Source organism: Peribacillus loiseleuriae, assembly GCF_001183985.1.
In the GTDB taxonomy this organism is placed as follows: Bacteria; Bacillota; Bacilli; order Bacillales; family DSM-1321; genus Peribacillus; species Peribacillus loiseleuriae.
In genome coordinates, this window is the sequence record NZ_LFZW01000001.1 from 2,790,607 (window position 1) to 2,807,701 (window position 17,095).

15 protein-coding genes and 1 other annotated feature are annotated in these 17,095 nt (G+C 37.1%); of the genes, 1 reads left to right on the forward strand and 14 read right to left on the reverse strand.

What is annotated here, in order from left to right:
* Positions 1-20: 20 nt before the first annotated feature.
* From AC625_RS28605 to AC625_RS13035, 9 genes are all read right to left on the reverse strand, one after another.
* The gene (locus AC625_RS28605) at positions 21-278 is read right to left on the reverse strand and encodes a group II intron maturase-specific domain-containing protein (protein WP_049681651.1); all 258 of its coding nucleotides are present in this window, start codon (positions 276-278) and stop codon (positions 21-23) included.
* A complete protein-coding gene (locus tag AC625_RS13000; RefSeq protein WP_049681652.1) occupies positions 278-1,522 on the reverse strand; it encodes an L-lactate MFS transporter in 1,245 nt (414 codons plus the stop codon). The genes AC625_RS28605 and AC625_RS13000 overlap by 1 nt, the downstream gene beginning before the upstream one ends.
* A gap of 133 nt (positions 1,523-1,655) precedes the next feature.
* Positions 1,656-2,426 carry a LytR/AlgR family response regulator transcription factor gene (locus AC625_RS13005; RefSeq protein WP_049681653.1) on the reverse strand — a complete coding sequence of 257 codons (771 nt, stop codon included), beginning with the start codon at positions 2,424-2,426 and terminating at the stop codon, positions 1,656-1,658.
* Positions 2,423-4,087 (reverse strand): sensor histidine kinase, encoded by a 1,665-nt coding sequence (locus AC625_RS13010; RefSeq protein WP_082191092.1) that lies wholly within the window; start codon positions 4,085-4,087, stop codon positions 2,423-2,425. Before AC625_RS13010 ends, AC625_RS13005 begins: the two co-directional genes overlap by 4 nt.
* 205 nt (positions 4,088-4,292) lie before the next feature.
* On the reverse strand, positions 4,293-6,152 hold the full coding sequence (locus tag AC625_RS13015; RefSeq protein WP_049681654.1) for an ABC transporter ATP-binding protein: 1,860 nt from the start codon (positions 6,150-6,152) through the stop codon (positions 4,293-4,295).
* Positions 6,149-7,873 (reverse strand): ABC transporter ATP-binding protein, encoded by a 1,725-nt coding sequence (locus AC625_RS13020; protein ID WP_049681655.1) that lies wholly within the window; start codon positions 7,871-7,873, stop codon positions 6,149-6,151. Before AC625_RS13020 ends, AC625_RS13015 begins: the two co-directional genes overlap by 4 nt.
* Positions 7,870-8,352 carry a MarR family winged helix-turn-helix transcriptional regulator gene (locus AC625_RS13025; protein ID WP_049681656.1) on the reverse strand — a complete coding sequence of 161 codons (483 nt, stop codon included), beginning with the start codon at positions 8,350-8,352 and terminating at the stop codon, positions 7,870-7,872. Before AC625_RS13025 ends, AC625_RS13020 begins: the two co-directional genes overlap by 4 nt.
* A gap of 213 nt (positions 8,353-8,565) precedes the next feature.
* Complete coding sequence (locus AC625_RS13030) at positions 8,566-9,819, reverse strand: MFS transporter (protein WP_049681657.1); 1,254 nt, start codon at positions 9,817-9,819, stop codon at positions 8,566-8,568.
* A 447-nt stretch (positions 9,820-10,266) separates the two neighbouring features.
* Positions 10,267-11,181 (reverse strand): LysR family transcriptional regulator, encoded by a 915-nt coding sequence (locus AC625_RS13035; protein ID WP_049681658.1) that lies wholly within the window; start codon positions 11,179-11,181, stop codon positions 10,267-10,269.
* 147 nt (positions 11,182-11,328) lie between these two features.
* Here AC625_RS13035 and AC625_RS13040 point away from each other — a divergent pair, with 147 nt between their 5' ends.
* The gene (locus AC625_RS13040) at positions 11,329-12,336 is read left to right on the forward strand and encodes a YeiH family protein (RefSeq protein WP_049683724.1); all 1,008 of its coding nucleotides are present in this window, start codon (positions 11,329-11,331) and stop codon (positions 12,334-12,336) included.
* Positions 12,337-12,673: 337 nt separating this feature from the next.
* Here the strand turns inward: AC625_RS13040 and AC625_RS13045 are convergent, their stop codons facing one another.
* From AC625_RS13045 to AC625_RS13065, 5 genes are all read right to left on the reverse strand, one after another.
* Positions 12,674-14,239, reverse strand: coding sequence for a 2-isopropylmalate synthase (locus AC625_RS13045; RefSeq protein WP_049681659.1), 1,566 nt, complete (start codon positions 14,237-14,239; stop codon positions 12,674-12,676).
* A gap of 58 nt (positions 14,240-14,297) precedes the next feature.
* Positions 14,298-14,536, reverse strand: a binding site (T-box leader).
* Positions 14,537-14,735: 199 nt separating this feature from the next.
* A complete protein-coding gene (locus AC625_RS13050) occupies positions 14,736-15,338 on the reverse strand; it encodes a hypothetical protein (protein ID WP_049681660.1) in 603 nt (200 codons plus the stop codon).
* A 19-nt stretch (positions 15,339-15,357) separates the two neighbouring features.
* Positions 15,358-16,008: a hypothetical protein gene (locus AC625_RS13055; protein WP_245645001.1), complete on the reverse strand. Its 651-nt coding sequence runs from the start codon at positions 16,006-16,008 to the stop codon at positions 15,358-15,360.
* Positions 16,009-16,020: 12 nt separating this feature from the next.
* Entirely contained in the window at positions 16,021-16,419 is a 399-nt protein-coding gene (locus AC625_RS13060; RefSeq protein ID WP_049681661.1) for a permease prefix domain 1-containing protein, read from the reverse strand.
* Positions 16,416-16,745 carry a PadR family transcriptional regulator gene (locus AC625_RS13065; RefSeq protein ID WP_049681662.1) on the reverse strand — a complete coding sequence of 110 codons (330 nt, stop codon included), beginning with the start codon at positions 16,743-16,745 and terminating at the stop codon, positions 16,416-16,418. Before AC625_RS13065 ends, AC625_RS13060 begins: the two co-directional genes overlap by 4 nt.
* Between the last annotated feature and the right edge of the window lie 350 nt (positions 16,746-17,095).

Here is a 17,095-nt window from a genome sequence, read left to right on the forward strand (position 1 = left end):
ATCCTTACCCTTCTTCGTATCTATGAATCCAAGTTTTTAAAGAGTGTTTTCACATTTCGTTTTCCAAAGTAATTTCCCCATCCTCTAATGAGAGGATTAAGTTGCTCTTTTATGAGTAGCCCTATATCTATAGTTTGATTCTTGTGTGTTTTCTTTTTCATTTTTTCTTTGAATTTCCGAAGTTTCTTTGGATCTATGCGTCGGATGTTGCGGATAAATTCATACCCTAGAAAAGTGAAGGTTTTTTTGCTTAATTCACTTTCATAGATGCTATTCATTAATTTAGCTTAGTATCAGGCCTCATGTGACGCATTTTATCCTTGCTGTTTGTACGCTCAGGGTGTGACTCCACTTGGACAGGAACCTTTAGAGTGATAGCAATTAAGAAAGAAATCACGCATAGTACGGCAATCACCGTAAAAGTTGGTACGAATCCTCCAAGCATTGCGGCAATGAATGACCCTGCTAACGCCCCAATTCCAAAGCCTTGATAAATTATACCATAGTTTTTACTTTGGTTTTTCAAACCGAAGAAGTCGGCGACGATAGCTGGAAATATGGTGATATTTCCGCCGAAGCAAAATGCGATTGCCGCAACACAGCCAAAGAATAAGCCGTAATTCAAGTCAGCGAAGCTCAGGATCGTAACCGCCGTTGCCATAACGAGAAATGTGACTGAAACTACTTTTAAACGACCAACTTTATCAGATAATGCTCCAAGTATAAGTCTTCCAGTTGTATTGAAAATTGCCACTAACGCTACTGCATTTCCTGCTGTTGCTATATCAAGACCTGCTAAGCTTACACCTACATCCTTTACAATTCCGATTAAATACAATCCGCTCATACAAGCTGTGAAGAATATCACAAATAATAAGTAGGCTTGCTTTGTTTTCAGCATTTCTTTCACTGTGTAATCCTTTGTCGCTACCCCATTCAACTTGCTTACTTCTACTGCCTGTGCTTCCCTAATAAGGAATGATCCACCTAAAATCATCACAAGAACGATGATTCCCCAAATTAGGAAGGCTTGTGTCACACCGACTGACTCAATTAGCGATCCATTAATATATTTAAATAATAAACTGCCTGTCCCATACGCTCCCACTGAGATACCAGATATTAAGCCTTTATTCTTCGGAAACCATTTAATTAAATTAGATAGGGTTGTAATGTATGCTGTTCCATCTGCAAAACCCACGATAAAACCTGCTAATAGATAAAGCATCCATAATGATGACACCTGAGAACTAAGAATTAGCCCGATTCCAAGCACGATACCGGCGCAACCTACCAACCGACGTATGCCCCACTTATCCTGTAGCTTTCCGGCAAATAAGGTCGCAATTGCCAAGGCAAAGGTTGTGATTGAAAATGTTATCGCCACTGAGCTTAGCTCCCAGCCAAATTTATCCACTAACGGTTGATTGAATAAACTCCATGTATAGATTGTGCCAAGTCCCATCTGGACAATGATGGTACCTAATACAATAAGCAAACGGTTACCTGTGCTTGTTTTCATCTTGATCTCCTCTTTCCATTCTGTCTTTCTTAGTTGTGGTTAAACTCTTTTGTCTATAAAAAAAGTATACCACCAGAATAAAAAATGAAATCGTTTCCAGAATGAAATGCGGCGAATTCGGAATGAATTGCACCTAGATTCGCATAATTTGTCGAAACTCCTTCACTTTGCTTCGGCTTACCGAAATCTCAACATCCATATCCTTCAATTTCAACAAATAGGTTTGATTAAACCAAGGGATGATTTCATGAATTTTAGAAAGATTAACTGAGAATGAACGGTGGCATCGAAAAAAAAGGTCCGGTGGTAGCTTTGAATGAAATTCGGTGATACTCATCGGCATGATGTATTTCTCGTTTTTTGTAAATACCAGGGTTACCTTTTCACTCGCAGAAGAATAGTAAATATCATTCGCATCTGTGACGATGATTTTCTCGTCTTTTCTCAGGTTGATACGATTAACCGTTCCAACTGGTTCCTTAACAAGGATAGTCTCTGTATTCGCAGCTTCATTTTCTTCAGAAACAGGCCCCTGCTGACTTCGCTTATAAGAAGTCTCGAGCTTGGTCAACATAGCGGCTATCCGTTTCTCATCATAAGGTTTTAAAATATAATCAAAGGCTTCGAGCTCGAAAGCTTGAACTGCATGCTCCCTATAAGCTGTCGTGAAAATAATATACGGCTTTTTAGCGAACTTATGGATATTTGCTGCTAAAAACATTCCATCGAGTGAGGGTATGTTGATATCTAAAAAAATAGCATCGGGTTCCTGATCCTTTAAATACTTCAAAACGTCCAGTCCATCCTCAAAATAGTCCGTCACTTCAATATCACTATATCTTTTTATTAAATACTCAAGCTCCTCACGAGCCAGTATCTCATCTTCCACTATGATCGCTTTCATACGTTCTCCTTTTTTGTAATGTCAAAGTAGACTTCTGTTCCAGGCGATAATCTACGGATGATCAGACCTTCCCCATAAATAAGCCTTACCCTTTGATGGACATTGTATAAGCCAATTTGTTTGGTAGGAACATCATCTTGATGTATTTTATCAATCACTTCCTGTCTGATTCCGACACCCGTGTCCGTCACACTAATTCTTACCTTATCTTTTAGATCTCGGACGGCTATCGTGACGACTCCAGGTTCCTTCATTTTTAACACTCCATGATTGATCGCATTCTCTACCAATGGCTGAATTAGTAGGTTTGGTATTTGCACGTTCACTTCATCTATTTCATATTCCACTTGTAATCGGTTCCCAAATCTAGCTTTTTCAATTTCCACATAATCACGTATCTGCTTAAGTGCCCTATGAATATCAATCATTTCATCAGTCAGCTCTAGATTATAACGCATATAGCCAGAGAGATTGATGATTAATTCACGTGCCTTTTCAGGGCTTTTGCGCGTAGTCGAGGCGATAGCATTCAAGGCATTGAACAGAAAATGCGGATTGATTCTTGTCTGAAGAGCTCTCAACTCTGCCTTATTCGCTGCTTCCTTAATCTGTTCAACCCGAGATACTTCCATGAGAGTTGAAATGATCTGAGCTAAGCCGATTGCCATTGTCTGTAATGGATACGTGATTTTATATGCTTTGCGGTAATAGATTTTCATCGTTCCCGTAATTTCTCCTCTTTCCGCTAAAGGAATGATCAATAGACATTTCATTTCCGGCATATTACTATCCGTGGCTCGGTTGCGAATCGTAATTTCACCACTTCGAATCGTTGCCTTCGTCAACTCACTATTTATTTCATGCTCAATTCGATACCTTTCCTCACCAAACCCTACATATGCAAGAACATCTCTCGTATCGGTAATCGCGACTGCGTCTGCTTTGATGTCATTTTTGATAATTTTGCATATTGTATGCAATGATTTATTGTTCATCGAACGGAAATATGGGAGCGTTTTGTTGGCAATATCCAAAGCTAATTTGGCCTGCATAGCTGCAATCATTTCCTTCTCACTTTCGACGCTCCTTACCAATATCACAATGAATCCAATACTAACCTCGCCAATAATCATTGGCAGCCCAATAATAGTAACAATTTCTAAACCAAGCTCAAAGGGCTCAGCAAAAACAAGGATGAGCAGCATCGTCATGACTTCGAGAAGCATTCCTACAGCTATCCCCGAAATCCAATGCAGCGATCTTTTGACCTTGACACTGATATAGGCCGAGACAACTCCAGCGATAACACTTGTGATGAGACATGGAATCGAGGTGATGCCGCCAATATCAATCAAATAGCGGTGAATCCCTGAGACAAGCCCTGTAACAATCCCTACCCAAGGGCCAAACAAAATCCCGCCAGATACTATGGCAATAATTCGTACATTCACGAGTGAGCCATCCACATCAATTCCTGAATAAGTACCAAAAACAGCAAAGCCGCAGAAAACAATCGTAATGACAATCAGTTCAAGTGGCGAGTTTTTGTCTTTTTGAAGCGATTCCTTAAATCTCGGGATTCTAATTAAGAAGAACAAGAATAAGAGAAGTAGGGCAGCCCGTTCAAATAGCTGGGTCACCATTTCTAAAGATGTACTCATTTCTTTATGTCCTCACTTTCAGTATTCCAAAATTCATTTGTTTAGTTTACCAAAGTTTTATTTCAAATAAAAACGCTTACGCTTTTTATAAAAAATATTGAAGTTTATCACTATAAAACTGTCTATACCCTCTCTTTAAAATTGAAAGCACAAAATTTCATTAAAAAAGGCTCATTTCTGGTTTCGAAATGAGCCTCTCTTTATTTTATCCTACTGATTTTTCCGAGAACTGACTGTTGTAAAGTTCAGCGTAGAAACCATTATCCTTTAATAGTTCTGAATGCGTTCCTTGTTCAATCACTTTTCCTTGATCCATCACAAGAATTAAGTCTGCACCCTTAATTGTTGAAAGGCGATGAGCGATGACAAAACTAGTCCGTCCTTCCATCAATTGGTTCATTGCTTGTTGGATAAAGACTTCAGTTCGTGTATCTACGCTCGATGTCGCTTCATCCAATATCATGATTGGTGGATCTGCGAGAATAGCTCTTGCAATGGTCAGAAGTTGCTTTTGTCCTTGTGAGATGTTCGAAGCCTCTTCGTTTAAGACTGTTTCGTACCCATCGGGAAGTGTCCGGATAAAGTGATCCGCATGGGACGAACGAGCGGCTGCGAAAATTTCTTCGTCTGTTGCACCACTTTTTCCGTAAGCAATATTATCTTTAATCGTTCCATTAAAAAGCCAAGTGTCTTGAAGCACCATGCCAAAGGTTTTTCGAAGATCGTTCCGAGACATATCTGTTATATCAAGACCATCAATCGTAATCTTTCCGCCATTTAGCTCATAAAAGCGCATTAAAAGATTAATCATCGTCGTTTTTCCAGCGCCAGTCGGACCAACGATTGCGACCGTCTGTCCTGGGAAGACATTGATGTTCATATCTTCAATTAATAAGTCTTCTCCATACCCGAAATCTACATGGTCGAATGTAACAGCTCCTTGCGCTCTCGTTAAATGAGCTGTCGTTCTTTCTTCGATTTCTTCTTTTTCATCGAGTAATTCAAATACTCGTTCAGCAGCTGCGACCGTTGACTGAATAATGTTTGCGATATTAGCTGTTTGTGTGATGGGCTGTGTGAACTGACGAGAATAGGTGATAAATGCTTGAATATCACCTATTGAAATCGCACGTTGCGTCACTAAAATCCCACCGACAACACTAATTAAGACATAACTCAGATTCCCGATGAACATCATCATTGGCATGATAATACCAGATATGAACTGAGCTTTCCGTCCCGCTTCATACAATTCTTCATTGACTGTATTAAATTGGGCACCAGCCTTTTTCTCGTGTCCAAATGCTTTAACGACTTGATGACCAGTATACATTTCTTCAATATGCCCATTTAATTGCCCAAGTGTTCGCTGTTGAGTAGCAAAATATTTTTGAGATCTTTTTAATATAGGTCGAATTGCAAAAATGGAAATCGGTAAACTAACAATCGCTATTAAAGTTAAAACAGGACTAATTGACAGCATCATAATGATAATCCCAATAATCGTAACAATTGATGTGATAAACTGCGTCAAACTTTGTTGAAGCGTGCTTCCGACTGTATCAATGTCATTTGTCACGCGGCTGAGCGTTTCTCCATTCGAACGTCCGTCAAAATATTTGAGCGGAAGTTTCTCAAGCTTTTTATTGACATCTTCTCTGAGATCATACACTGTCTTTTGCGCAACACTAGACATAATATACTGCTGTACGTAGTTGAACAGGCTACTTATAACATACAGCCCCGCCAATAGTAGAAGAATATGACCAATTTTATCAAAGTTAATGGATGCTCCTGGTACTCCTTGAAACTTTCTATATGCCCCTTCAAACAATTCTGTAATTGCCGTCCCCATGATTTTCGGGCCAACGATCATAAAGATTGTACTTAAGATTGCAAAGAAGAATACAGCGATTAATTGATTGCGACGCGGTTTTAAATACATTAAGAGACGTCTGAGCGTTCCTTTAAAATCTTTTGCTTTTTGTCCCATCATCATCATATTGCCGCCGCCTGGACCATGTCCCATCGGTCCGCCACCTTGAGGTTTTTTATGTTTACTCATGCAATCTCCTCCTCTGAAAGCTGCGACTCGACGATTTCACGATATACATCATTTGTTTGAAGCAACTCTTTATGTGTGCCTATGCCTGCAATGTGCCCATTATCTAACACGATAATTTGATTTGCATCAACGACCGTACTAACACGTTGAGCAACGAGTAACACCGTTGCGTCTTTTGTTTCATCTTTAAGCGCCGCACGAAGATTAGCATCAGTCTTATAATCTAGTGCAGAAAAGCTATCATCAAAAATATAAAGATCAGGTTTTCTGACAAGGGCTCTCGCAATCGCCAGACGTTGTTTTTGTCCACCTGATACGTTCGATCCACCTTGCTCGATATTTGATTGATAGCCGTCTTTCATTTGCCCAATAAAATCTGCCGCTTGTGCAATCTGAGCTGCGTGTTCCATTTCATCCTGTCTTGCATTTTCTTTTCCAAAGCGAATATTATCCGCAATCGTACCTGTAAAAAGGACTGCCTTTTGTGGCACGTAACCAATTTTCGAACGAACTTCTTCATGTGATAGCTCGCGTATATCAACACCATTGACACGAATTGTTCCACTCGTTATGTCATAAAAACGCGGAATCAAATTAACGAGCGTTGTTTTTCCTGAACCTGTTCCACCGATAATTGCAGTAATTTCACCAGGGCGTGCGGTAAAGCTGATGTTCGATAACGCAGGTTCTTCTGCTCCTGGGTAACTAAATGTTACTTGATCAAATTCAAGAGTACCGTGTTCAAGATCCGCCCTTTTTGTCCCTTCATCTAAGATGACTGGTTTCATGTTAAGTACTTCGTTAATTCGTTTTGCTGATACTGCAGCACGTGGAACCATAATAAACATCATAGATGCCATAAGTAAAGCGAACATAATTTGCATGACATATTGGATATATGCCATCAAATCTCCAATCATCATGCCGCCGTTATCTATCCGAATCCCACCAAACCAAATAATAGCAACAACAGTCAAGTTCATAACGAGCATCATCACAGGCATCATAAACGCCATGATTTTATTTACTTTAATCGAGACATCAGTCAACTCTTTATTCGCTTTATTTAGACGTACTTTCTCTTCTGTTTCACGATTAAAGGCACGAATGACACGAATCCCAGTTAGATTTTCTCGTACAACAAGATTCAACCGATCCAATCGTTTTTGCACCATTTGAAAAAGTGGCATCCCTTTATAGAGAATAAGTAGTACCGAACCAATCAATACAGGCATTGTAACAACAATAACAAGTGATAATTTAGCATCCTTCGATACAGCCATAATGATTCCACCGACTAACATAATCGGGGCACTAACAACCATACGAAGCATCATAATAACCACTTGTTGGACTTGTGTAATGTCATTAGTTGTCCGTGTTATTAATGACGCCGTTCCTACTTCATCAAATTCCTGTAGTGAAAATTGTTCAACTTTATTAAAGACGTTCCGACGAAGATCGCGCCCAAGTCCCATTGCAGCTTTTGCTGAATAGTAGCTTGCAAAAACAGAGGCAATAGCCCCTAGAGCTGCTACGAGCATCATGAACCCACCAATTTTCCAAATATAAGGCGTGTCTCCTACTACGACCCCTTTATCGATAATATCTGCCATTAGCGTAGGTAAAAAGAGGTCAGACATTGATTGAACAAAGATTAGACCGAAAACCGCTAATACAATCCACTTATAAAACGCGAGATTTTTCAGGATTTTAATCATTTCGTGCACTCTCCTTGTTCTTTTGCCTGCGCTTCTAAATAAGTTGAAATTTGAAGTTGTGATTTAAGCAGTTCTTCAACCTGCTTGTCAGTCAGCGATTCAATTGCAGCTTGGAAAACTTGGTGAATACCACCTTCTTGCCGATGGATCGTTTTTAAAAAGGTTTCTCCTTTATCACTAAGCGTTAGTTGCATCTCCCTCCGATTGCCTTCTACTTGCTTTCGACCTAGCCAGCCTGCTTGAACGAGTCCATCAACTGCCTGACTAAGTGTACTTTTTGGTAGAAATGTTTGCTCTCCAAGTTTCTTTTGCGTCATTTCCTTATGAGGTGCAATACACATCAAAACTGCATATTGTGGAACAGATAACCCATTCTCTACTGCTGTCTTTTGAACAAATCGCATCATGTTTTTCTGCACGTTCCAAAATGAACGCATGAGTAGTATTGAACGCATGATTTGTTGATTTTCACTTTCCATTTTCACATCACCAATCTTCTATTTGTGAATAGTTCATTTTCGAACTATTAAAACTTACTCCTTTTTTTCTGTTAAGTCAATCAGTTTGTTTCATCTAGAATTGAATAATTAATTCAGTAATATTTATAGCTAAATAATAGGAAAAGAGCTGTCCCTTCAGTCAGTTTATTTACCAACTACAGGTACAACTCTTGTCTTCCTATTATAAAGAGGCTATTTTTGCGAAATTAGTTTCTCCGGCTTCACTTCCGTTTTCTGATTGTATAACGGCAAAATGAAAAACATGCCGATGATAAACAAGACTGCTGCTAGTTCAAAGGTAGCAACCAAGGAAAATTGTTCTTTTACTATACCAGCCATACTCATCGTTAATACCATCGAACCAGTAAACAGCGGCATTAAAATTCCGTTGACCCTACCAATATAAGCCCCTTCCGTTTTTTTCAAAATCATCGTATTAATACCAATCTGAATACAAGGCAACATTAAGCCATTAACAAACTCAGCTGTTAACGTAATCCAAAGCGTTGTTGATAATCCCATTACCGCTAAGCCAAGGGCATTCACGAGCATTCCAATGGTGATGAGCCTCTGAGGAGCCACTGTTTTGGCAAAAATCATGACAACTGCTCCGCCTACTACCATTCCAATCCCATTAACCATAAACAACCATTGAAGGTTTTCCTTTGGTAAGCCTAATTGTTCCGTTACAAGGAAAATCGAAAGAGGGTGAATGAATCCTAATCCAAGACCTGCGGCTAGAAAACATAAACCTAACAAGCTTAATTCCTTCTTATTCAAAACATATTTAACTCCGCTCTTCATTTCTTGCCATAACGTTGATGCTCTTTCTTCCCCTTCCATTTTGTAATCTTTTGGTAGAAAAGTGAGTGCACCAGCTGAAAGTAAAAAGGCGATGCCTGTAATCATAATTGATATCTCTATTCCAAAGGATTGAAAGGTAACTGTCCCAATAACAGGACCTAGTACCATAAATACGGCAAAAATCGTTTGATAGACCGACATTCCAGCCTGAACTTGTTCTTCTGGCAAATGCAATTTAAATAACTTCATTCCTGAAGGCTGGGAAAATTGTGATAGAATCGCCGAGATCAATGTTACAAAAAATATCACTTGCCAAGTTCCGATTAAAAGCGTTATGAGTACGGCAAAAACAGATAAAGCACTTAAAATATCGCACCATACCATTGTTTTTTTCGGATTCCAGCGGTCAGCAAACGTCCCGCCAATAAATGAAAAAATAAAAATAGGGGCAAATTCCGCTACCGAAATCATGGAAACCGCAAATGGATCACCGTTAGTCTGTTCCATAACAAATAACAGTACCGCAAAGTTTCTTATCCAAATTCCTATTTGTAAAAACAATCCCGAAACGATAATGGCCTGAAAAACACGGTTGCTAAACAACTTAGATGACGGGCCAGCTGAATGATTACTTTCCAATATAAAAAACCTCCTGTGAAATATCTGGACAGGAGGCAGTACGATACAATGTCAAGAATGGCATAATATCCCTAACAGAAGGAACACAATGATCTTATTGGCTTGTATGAAAAATGTACAGACTAATCCTATCCAGAAAAAAATATCGTATTTCTAACGAATTTTTTTAAAAAATAGGATTAATTGATCATTGTTTCAAGGTCACCCTTCCGTTTTTCGTTACTTAATATAGTAAATGCTTCACAATGATAAATCAAGACTTATTTTGTAAAAAATCCCACCCTAAGTATATCTGATTCTTCATTTACATAAGTCTTTCTCGGATATCAAATAAATAGTGAACCTCACGCGAATCAATAGAATTGCTTGACTCGCCCAAACAAGTAGTGAAAGAGTTAATGACTGAATATCACATAAATAATATAATTGTTTCAACTAACCAACCATATTTCAACTGCCTTCCGTTCTTTTCATAATCGTCAAATATGTTTGTTGTTCTTTCAATAGATCGATGAATACCTCTAATGCTTTTGTTTTGAATGATGTGCGCAATACGATTGAGAATTTTCTTTTAAAAGGGCTTCCTATTACTTGAACGATTTTCAATAGGTCCAGAGCCAGCTCCTTGCGAATGGCTAAATGGGACAGGATAGTAAGACCTAGTCCTGATTCAACCGATTCTTTTATCAATTGGGTGCTGCCGAATTCCATGATATCATTTGGGGCAATTGACATGGATTGAAAGACTTTTTCTGTTACCTCTCTCGTGCCTGATCCTAATTCACGAATGATCCACGTTTCTTTTTCTAAATCAGATATTTTCACTACTCGATCTCCTTGAACCAAATGGTGGTGAGAAGCAGCAACAACAAACATCTTATCTTCCGCAAATGCTTCAATTGAAAGTTCTGCATTCTTGAAATCCCCTTCGATAATTCCAACATCCAGTTGATTCTTAAGGACCAACTCCGCTATCTCCTTTGTATTTCCAATTGTAATACTCGGCTTTATGAGAGGATATTGTTCGTGCATTCTAGCAATAAAATGTGGAAGAACGTATTCTCCGAAAGTGTAGCTCGCTCCAACTGATAGCGGCCCGCTTGCTCGATTAGGCAAGTCATCAATTATTCCTTGCATTTTCGTATAAAGTCCTAATATTTCTTTTGCATGATAATAAACAATTTCTCCCGCTTTGTTTAACCGAACATATTTGTTATTGCGATCGAGAAGCTTTGTCCCATAAGAACGCTCCAATAATTGGATATACTGGCTGACTGCTGGTTGGGTCATATGCAGATCCTCTGCAGCACGGGAAAAGTTTCCCTTTTCGACTACTGTTACAAATACAAGTAAGTGTTGATCCATAGCTGCCTCCCCCTATAATAAGTATTACTTATTATTAACATCAAATATATTTATTTTCCTTATCATAAATTATGAATTAACTTAATAGTGTATTACATTTATGGGGGTATTGAAATGAAAGCTGAGAAAGTAAAAGTGCTAGAACCAATGAAACCAAAACGGAAATCTTCTGGACTCCTATGGGTCGGTGGAATTGTTTTCACCTTTTTTATCGCTTTACTTGGCTACTTATTAGCTAAAGTGCCTGGATTTGACCATGTTGGCCAGCTCGCCTCTGCTATCGTTATAGCGGTTGTATATCGTCAAATATTCGGTTATCCAGAGATGATTCGCCCAGGAATTGGCTTTTCGTCGAAAAGGCTTTTACGCTTTGCCATTATTTTGTACGGTTTGAAATTAAATATCAATACGGTTTTACACGACGGAATCGGGTTACTTATTCGTGACGCTGGCGTTATTATTTTTGCGATTCTCCTTACAATTTGGCTTGCCAAGATATTAAAGGCTGACAAAAATATTTCTTTATTATTAGCTGTTGGGACTGGAGTTTGCGGTGCTGCTGCCATCGCTGCGATTGCTCCTATTGTCAAATCAAAGGATGAAGATACGGCCATTGGAGTAGGAATTATTGCACTAGTTGGGACAATTTTTGCGATTACTTATACAATACTCCGTCCTGTTTTACCATTATCAGCCATCGATTACGGGATTTGGTCTGGTATTAGCCTACATGAAATCGCCCATGTTGCTTTAGCAGCTGCACCTGGTGGCGAAGATTCCCTTGCTATCGGCTTACTAGCAAAATTAGGTCGCGTCTTCCTTCTCGTTCCTTTATGCTTTATTTTCATGTACTTTATGAAACGGAAAAATCATGATCAGGATTCTCTAGAGAATAAAATTGAATTTCCATGGTTCTTGATCGGTTTCATCCTAATGAGTTTATTTGGGAGCTATGCCTTTGGTAGCCATATTCCTGTTTCTGAAGGTGTTCTGAGTGGACTTTCTAATCTTACTACTTGGTGTTTGACTGCAGCCATGGTTGGACTTGGTTTAAATGTAAGCCTTCTGGAACTTCGAACAAAAGCATTAAAACCATTAATCGCAATGCTAATTACCTCGATTTGTCTTAGTATATTAGCATATTTTATCGCTTAAAAAAGCTGTCCTATTAGAAAATCGTTGATTAAATCTTGCATACTTCAAATAATTGCTAATCAACATTTTGATTTGAGGTAGGAGCTTTCGTGTTTTCGTACAGGTAGACATCCACTAATATGATGACTTTCTTCATTAGAAGATAGATCATAACTAGTAAAAGGTAGCTCTTTAAGTTTCACCGAACAACATAATCCCATTTAATAGAATTGGTTGTCGTAATAGGGTCTTGGCCATCTGTTCTATACATCGTTTCTTGCGTCATTTACACGTAATTTAAACGATATGTAGTTGATTTGGCCCAAGGCCCTCTCGTTATATGAGGTTCAATCACCAATTACACCGGAATTAAATTTTCAACTACTATACTGTTTACCGCATTAATATAAGCTAAAGCACTTGCTTTGATTACATCTGTATCTGTTGCTTTGGCGATGTATTTTTCTCCGTTATATTCCACTTGTAGTTTTACTTTACCTAACGCCTTTTTACCTCTTGATACACTGCTAATTTTGTACTCTAATAATTTAATATCTAAATCAATGATTTCTTTAATAGAAGAATATAGAGCATCAATTGGTCCCGAACCTACAGTGCTGCTCTTATATATTTGATTTCCCTTCTTAATTTTCACGCTTGCAGAAGGAAAAATGGTATTACTAATTACTTGAAGGTCCATGAGTTCATAGAAATTGTCACTATAATATTTGATATCCTGATTGTTCATATCATGTTTTGAGTAATAGTTTTCGACGATTACATATAAATCATGATTATATACTTCTTTTTTCACATCTGCTAGCTCAAGAAAACCAGCAAATATATCTTCAAATTGTGGATCTGTTAACTGATTAAAGCCTAATTTTTCAAGTGCATTTTTCACTGCATGACGACCAGAACGAGCCGTTAAAACAAGCTCCATATCACTTAAACCAACTTCTGTTGGGCTAATAATCTCATAGGCATCTCTTGATTTCAACAACCCATCTTGATGGATACCAGAAGAATGTGCGAAGGCATTATCCCCTGTAATCGCTTTATTTACTTGTACATCAAGTCCCATTAAACTACTGACAAGTTTTGATGTATTCATTATTTCTTTCGTATTGATGTTTGTGTGAACATTATAGAATGCTTGTCGCGTATTAAGAGCCATAACAACTTCTTCAAGAGCAGCATTACCTGCACGTTCTCCAATTCCATTAATTGTACATTCAACTTTATCAGCACCATTTTTAATAGCAGCCAAAGTGTTTGAAGTTGCCATACCAAGATCATTATGACAATGTACACTTAAAAGTACTTGATCATTTAAATTTTTCAAGCGGTCATTTAATTTGAAAATTAATTCACCAAACTCTTCAGGAACGGCATAACCAACGGTATCAGGTACATTAATAATCGTAGCTCCTGCCTTCACAACTGCTTCAATTGTTGTCCATAAGTATTCAAAATCTGATCGAGAAGCATCTTCGGTTGAATATTGTACATCAGGTAGTAATGTTTTCGCATATTTCACTGCTTCCACACCAATGTCTAAAATTTGATTTTTGGATTTGCCAAATTTCTTTTCTACATGAATATCTGAAGTTCCAAGTACCATATGAATTAACGGTTTTTCTGCATATTTCACACTATTATAAACAGAATCAATATCTGCCTTTACTGCTCGTGCTAACGCTGTGATTATGATATCATCTGTATTTCCAACATTTGTTGCAATTTCTTTAACAGCATTAAAATCACCAATTGAAGATGCAGGGAATCCAGCTTCAATAATATCGACTTGTAGTTTCTTTAATTGACGGGCCACTTCGAGTTTTTCATATAGATTAAGTTTAGCGCCGGGAACTTGTTCCCCATCCCGTAAAGTCGTATCAAATACCCATATTTTTCTTGTCATTTCAGAATCACTCCTTTTCAATAAATAGCAATAAAAAAAGCCCCGCCTCTATAGAAACTATAGAGACGAGGCTGTGCTCGCGGTACCACTCTAATTGATTAATTTACATAATTAATCCACTTAAATCGGTGGCTATTACCACCTATCCTTATAACGGTCGAAAACCGACATCCCCTACTATTAGTTCACGGAGTAGCTTATGGACGAGTTCAAAGGCAAACAACTGCCGATTTCCACCATCCATCGGCTCTCTTTAAGTTTATTCAACCTTTTACTATTTCCAATCATCGCTTATTAATTATTTAATTTATATAATTCTAACTTGATAAAATTGGGAGGTCAATTTTTTTCTGAAAATAAAGAGTATTGAAAAATGAGAATGATAGCAATAACATTAACCTGGTATAAAGACATATCTTTTTAAGTTTAATTCTTAATACGATCTAACAAAATATTAAAGAACTCGGAAATTATTTTGAGTACATTTACTTAATACTTAACTAATATCAACTGCATTACCAATAAAATCGCTTCTAAAACTTAATTCTAAATTGTTTATCCCCGCTATTTCTTTAGTCTGATATGGAAATAAATGAAGCTTTCCTTTATAAACTAATTCAAGACTATTTAGAGCCAATAAATTTTGCGGTGTCACCATATTTGGTGATTTATCAATTACATGTTTTTTTTCATTTAAAATCATTGCCACAAATTGAGAGCAAAAAAAAGCATTTTTTCTCTTAAAATTTATATTTAGTAGAATAGCAAATAGGCCAAGTAAATTATATTTGTAAAGGTTTTTCTCAGCTTCAATTTGTTTTACTTTACATAACATTCGTTCGTAATCCAATTCTGAAACTTTAAAACTATATAGTTCACATCTAGCCTTCTTAAATAATCCTACTGCTATTTGCTCTCTTACAAATCCACCGATAAAAGGATTATCATGTTTTTTACGGCCAAAACTAAAAATTTCTCTTAATTCTCCATCGAATGAGATCGAAACATGATTATATGGTTGCTTCGTAAATAGTTTAATTAGCTTCGTAAAGTTCGTTCCTGTATCCGTAAATAGGAGATAAACCTTTCTTTCTTTCATTTATCCGTACCACCATTTTCTATAGTTTCAAATTACTTTCTACATTCCTTTTATACACAAAATAGTACATACTAAGTGGCCACCATAGTACACAAAAAATCGGATAAACTGCCCATATCGTATGCGGCGTGGAAATAATATTTATACATATAAAAAAAGTAATGAGTAATATACTTGCATGGATTGAGAACTTATAGTACGTCTTTTTCCGTGCATGAAATAAAGATAGCGGCCACCATAATACTACAAAAGATGGATAAATAGACCAAAGATATCCTGGTGAAAAGAATCCGTTTAAGATCGAATAATATAAGATAATGCTCAAACTTCCAATTATTGCGACACGTATCATTTTTGCCTTTTTGCCTAAAAGTACAAGAATTGGCCACCATAGGATTGGATAAATCGCATACAAAGACCATGCATAATTAGGTGAATAAATGAAATTTTCAGCAATTATAATACCAATAATAAACGTACTACAAATAATGGAAAGTAGTTTGTAATTCCCACTTTTTCTAGAGTACAAACCAATAGGCCACAACAGTAGTAAGATAGACGGATAAATAAACCAAGGATATTGTGAGCTTGTTAGATAATTAACAAGCATGATAAAGATTATACTCATCACACTTCCTACCGCAGCAAAACCAATATCATATTTTTTCACTTTCAATCCCCCTCATTTTGAACGTTGCCAATGAAAGTACATCGTTAAAGGCCACCATAAAACAGCGAAGGTTGGATAGACAAACCAAATTGTTTCCGGGGAATATGAAACATTAATAAAAATAAAAAGTGCAATGATTAAAAGACTCCCCCAAACGGAATATCCTAAATTTAATTTTGTCATGTTTTTCTTTGTTGGTTGCTTTACCCCAAGTTCCATTTTAATCTCTTCAATATCTCCAAAATCGACAATTGCTTTATTAATGGCATCTTCTTCTTCTTTTCCTTGTTCCATTAAATCCCACACTTTTTCTTCAAGGTTTTCCAAAACTTCTTGTTTGATTGCTTTTTTTTGCTCACTTTCTGGAATATCTTTAAATAACTCTTCAACATGATTTTTCAGTCTCTTCATTTTAAACCCTCCATAAATAAATCAATTATTTCCTTAACCTCGTTCCATTCTTCAACCAATTCTTTCAAATAGGCTTTTCCAAGTAATGTGATTTTGTAATATTTCCTTTTCCCACCCTGAGAAACATTCCCTATATAAGCTTCAATTAATTCCTTTTTTTCTAGTCGCTGAAATACAGCATATAAGGTTGCTTCTTTTATTTGAAATCGATTGTCTGTTCGTAAGCTAATTTCCTTTGATATTTCATATCCATACCTATCTTCTTCTAAAATCAAGCGCAAGATAATCGAATCCAAATGGCCACGAATAATATCACTTCTTATCATATTGTCACTTCCTTGTACTCTAACTATTCTATCTGATAGAGTAATTTTATCTTGGATTGCTCTATCTGTCAAAGTAATTTTTTTTGAAATGCTACATATATGACGATGGTGATTTTTCGTTCATTTTAATTATTGAATTCATAAATGGAGGAAAAAAATGAGCTTTTATTTGACAATTCATGTACCGATATTCCCTTTTAGTTATCCTAATTAGACATGTGTATACGCAGTTTTAAACAGTGAGTCCAAAATTGATTTTTATAAAACTTGTTTTCCTTTTTCAACTGCCTATCATTAGTCGGTGCTATAGGAATATTTATATAAAGTAAAATGGCCTTTTTTCCCACCAA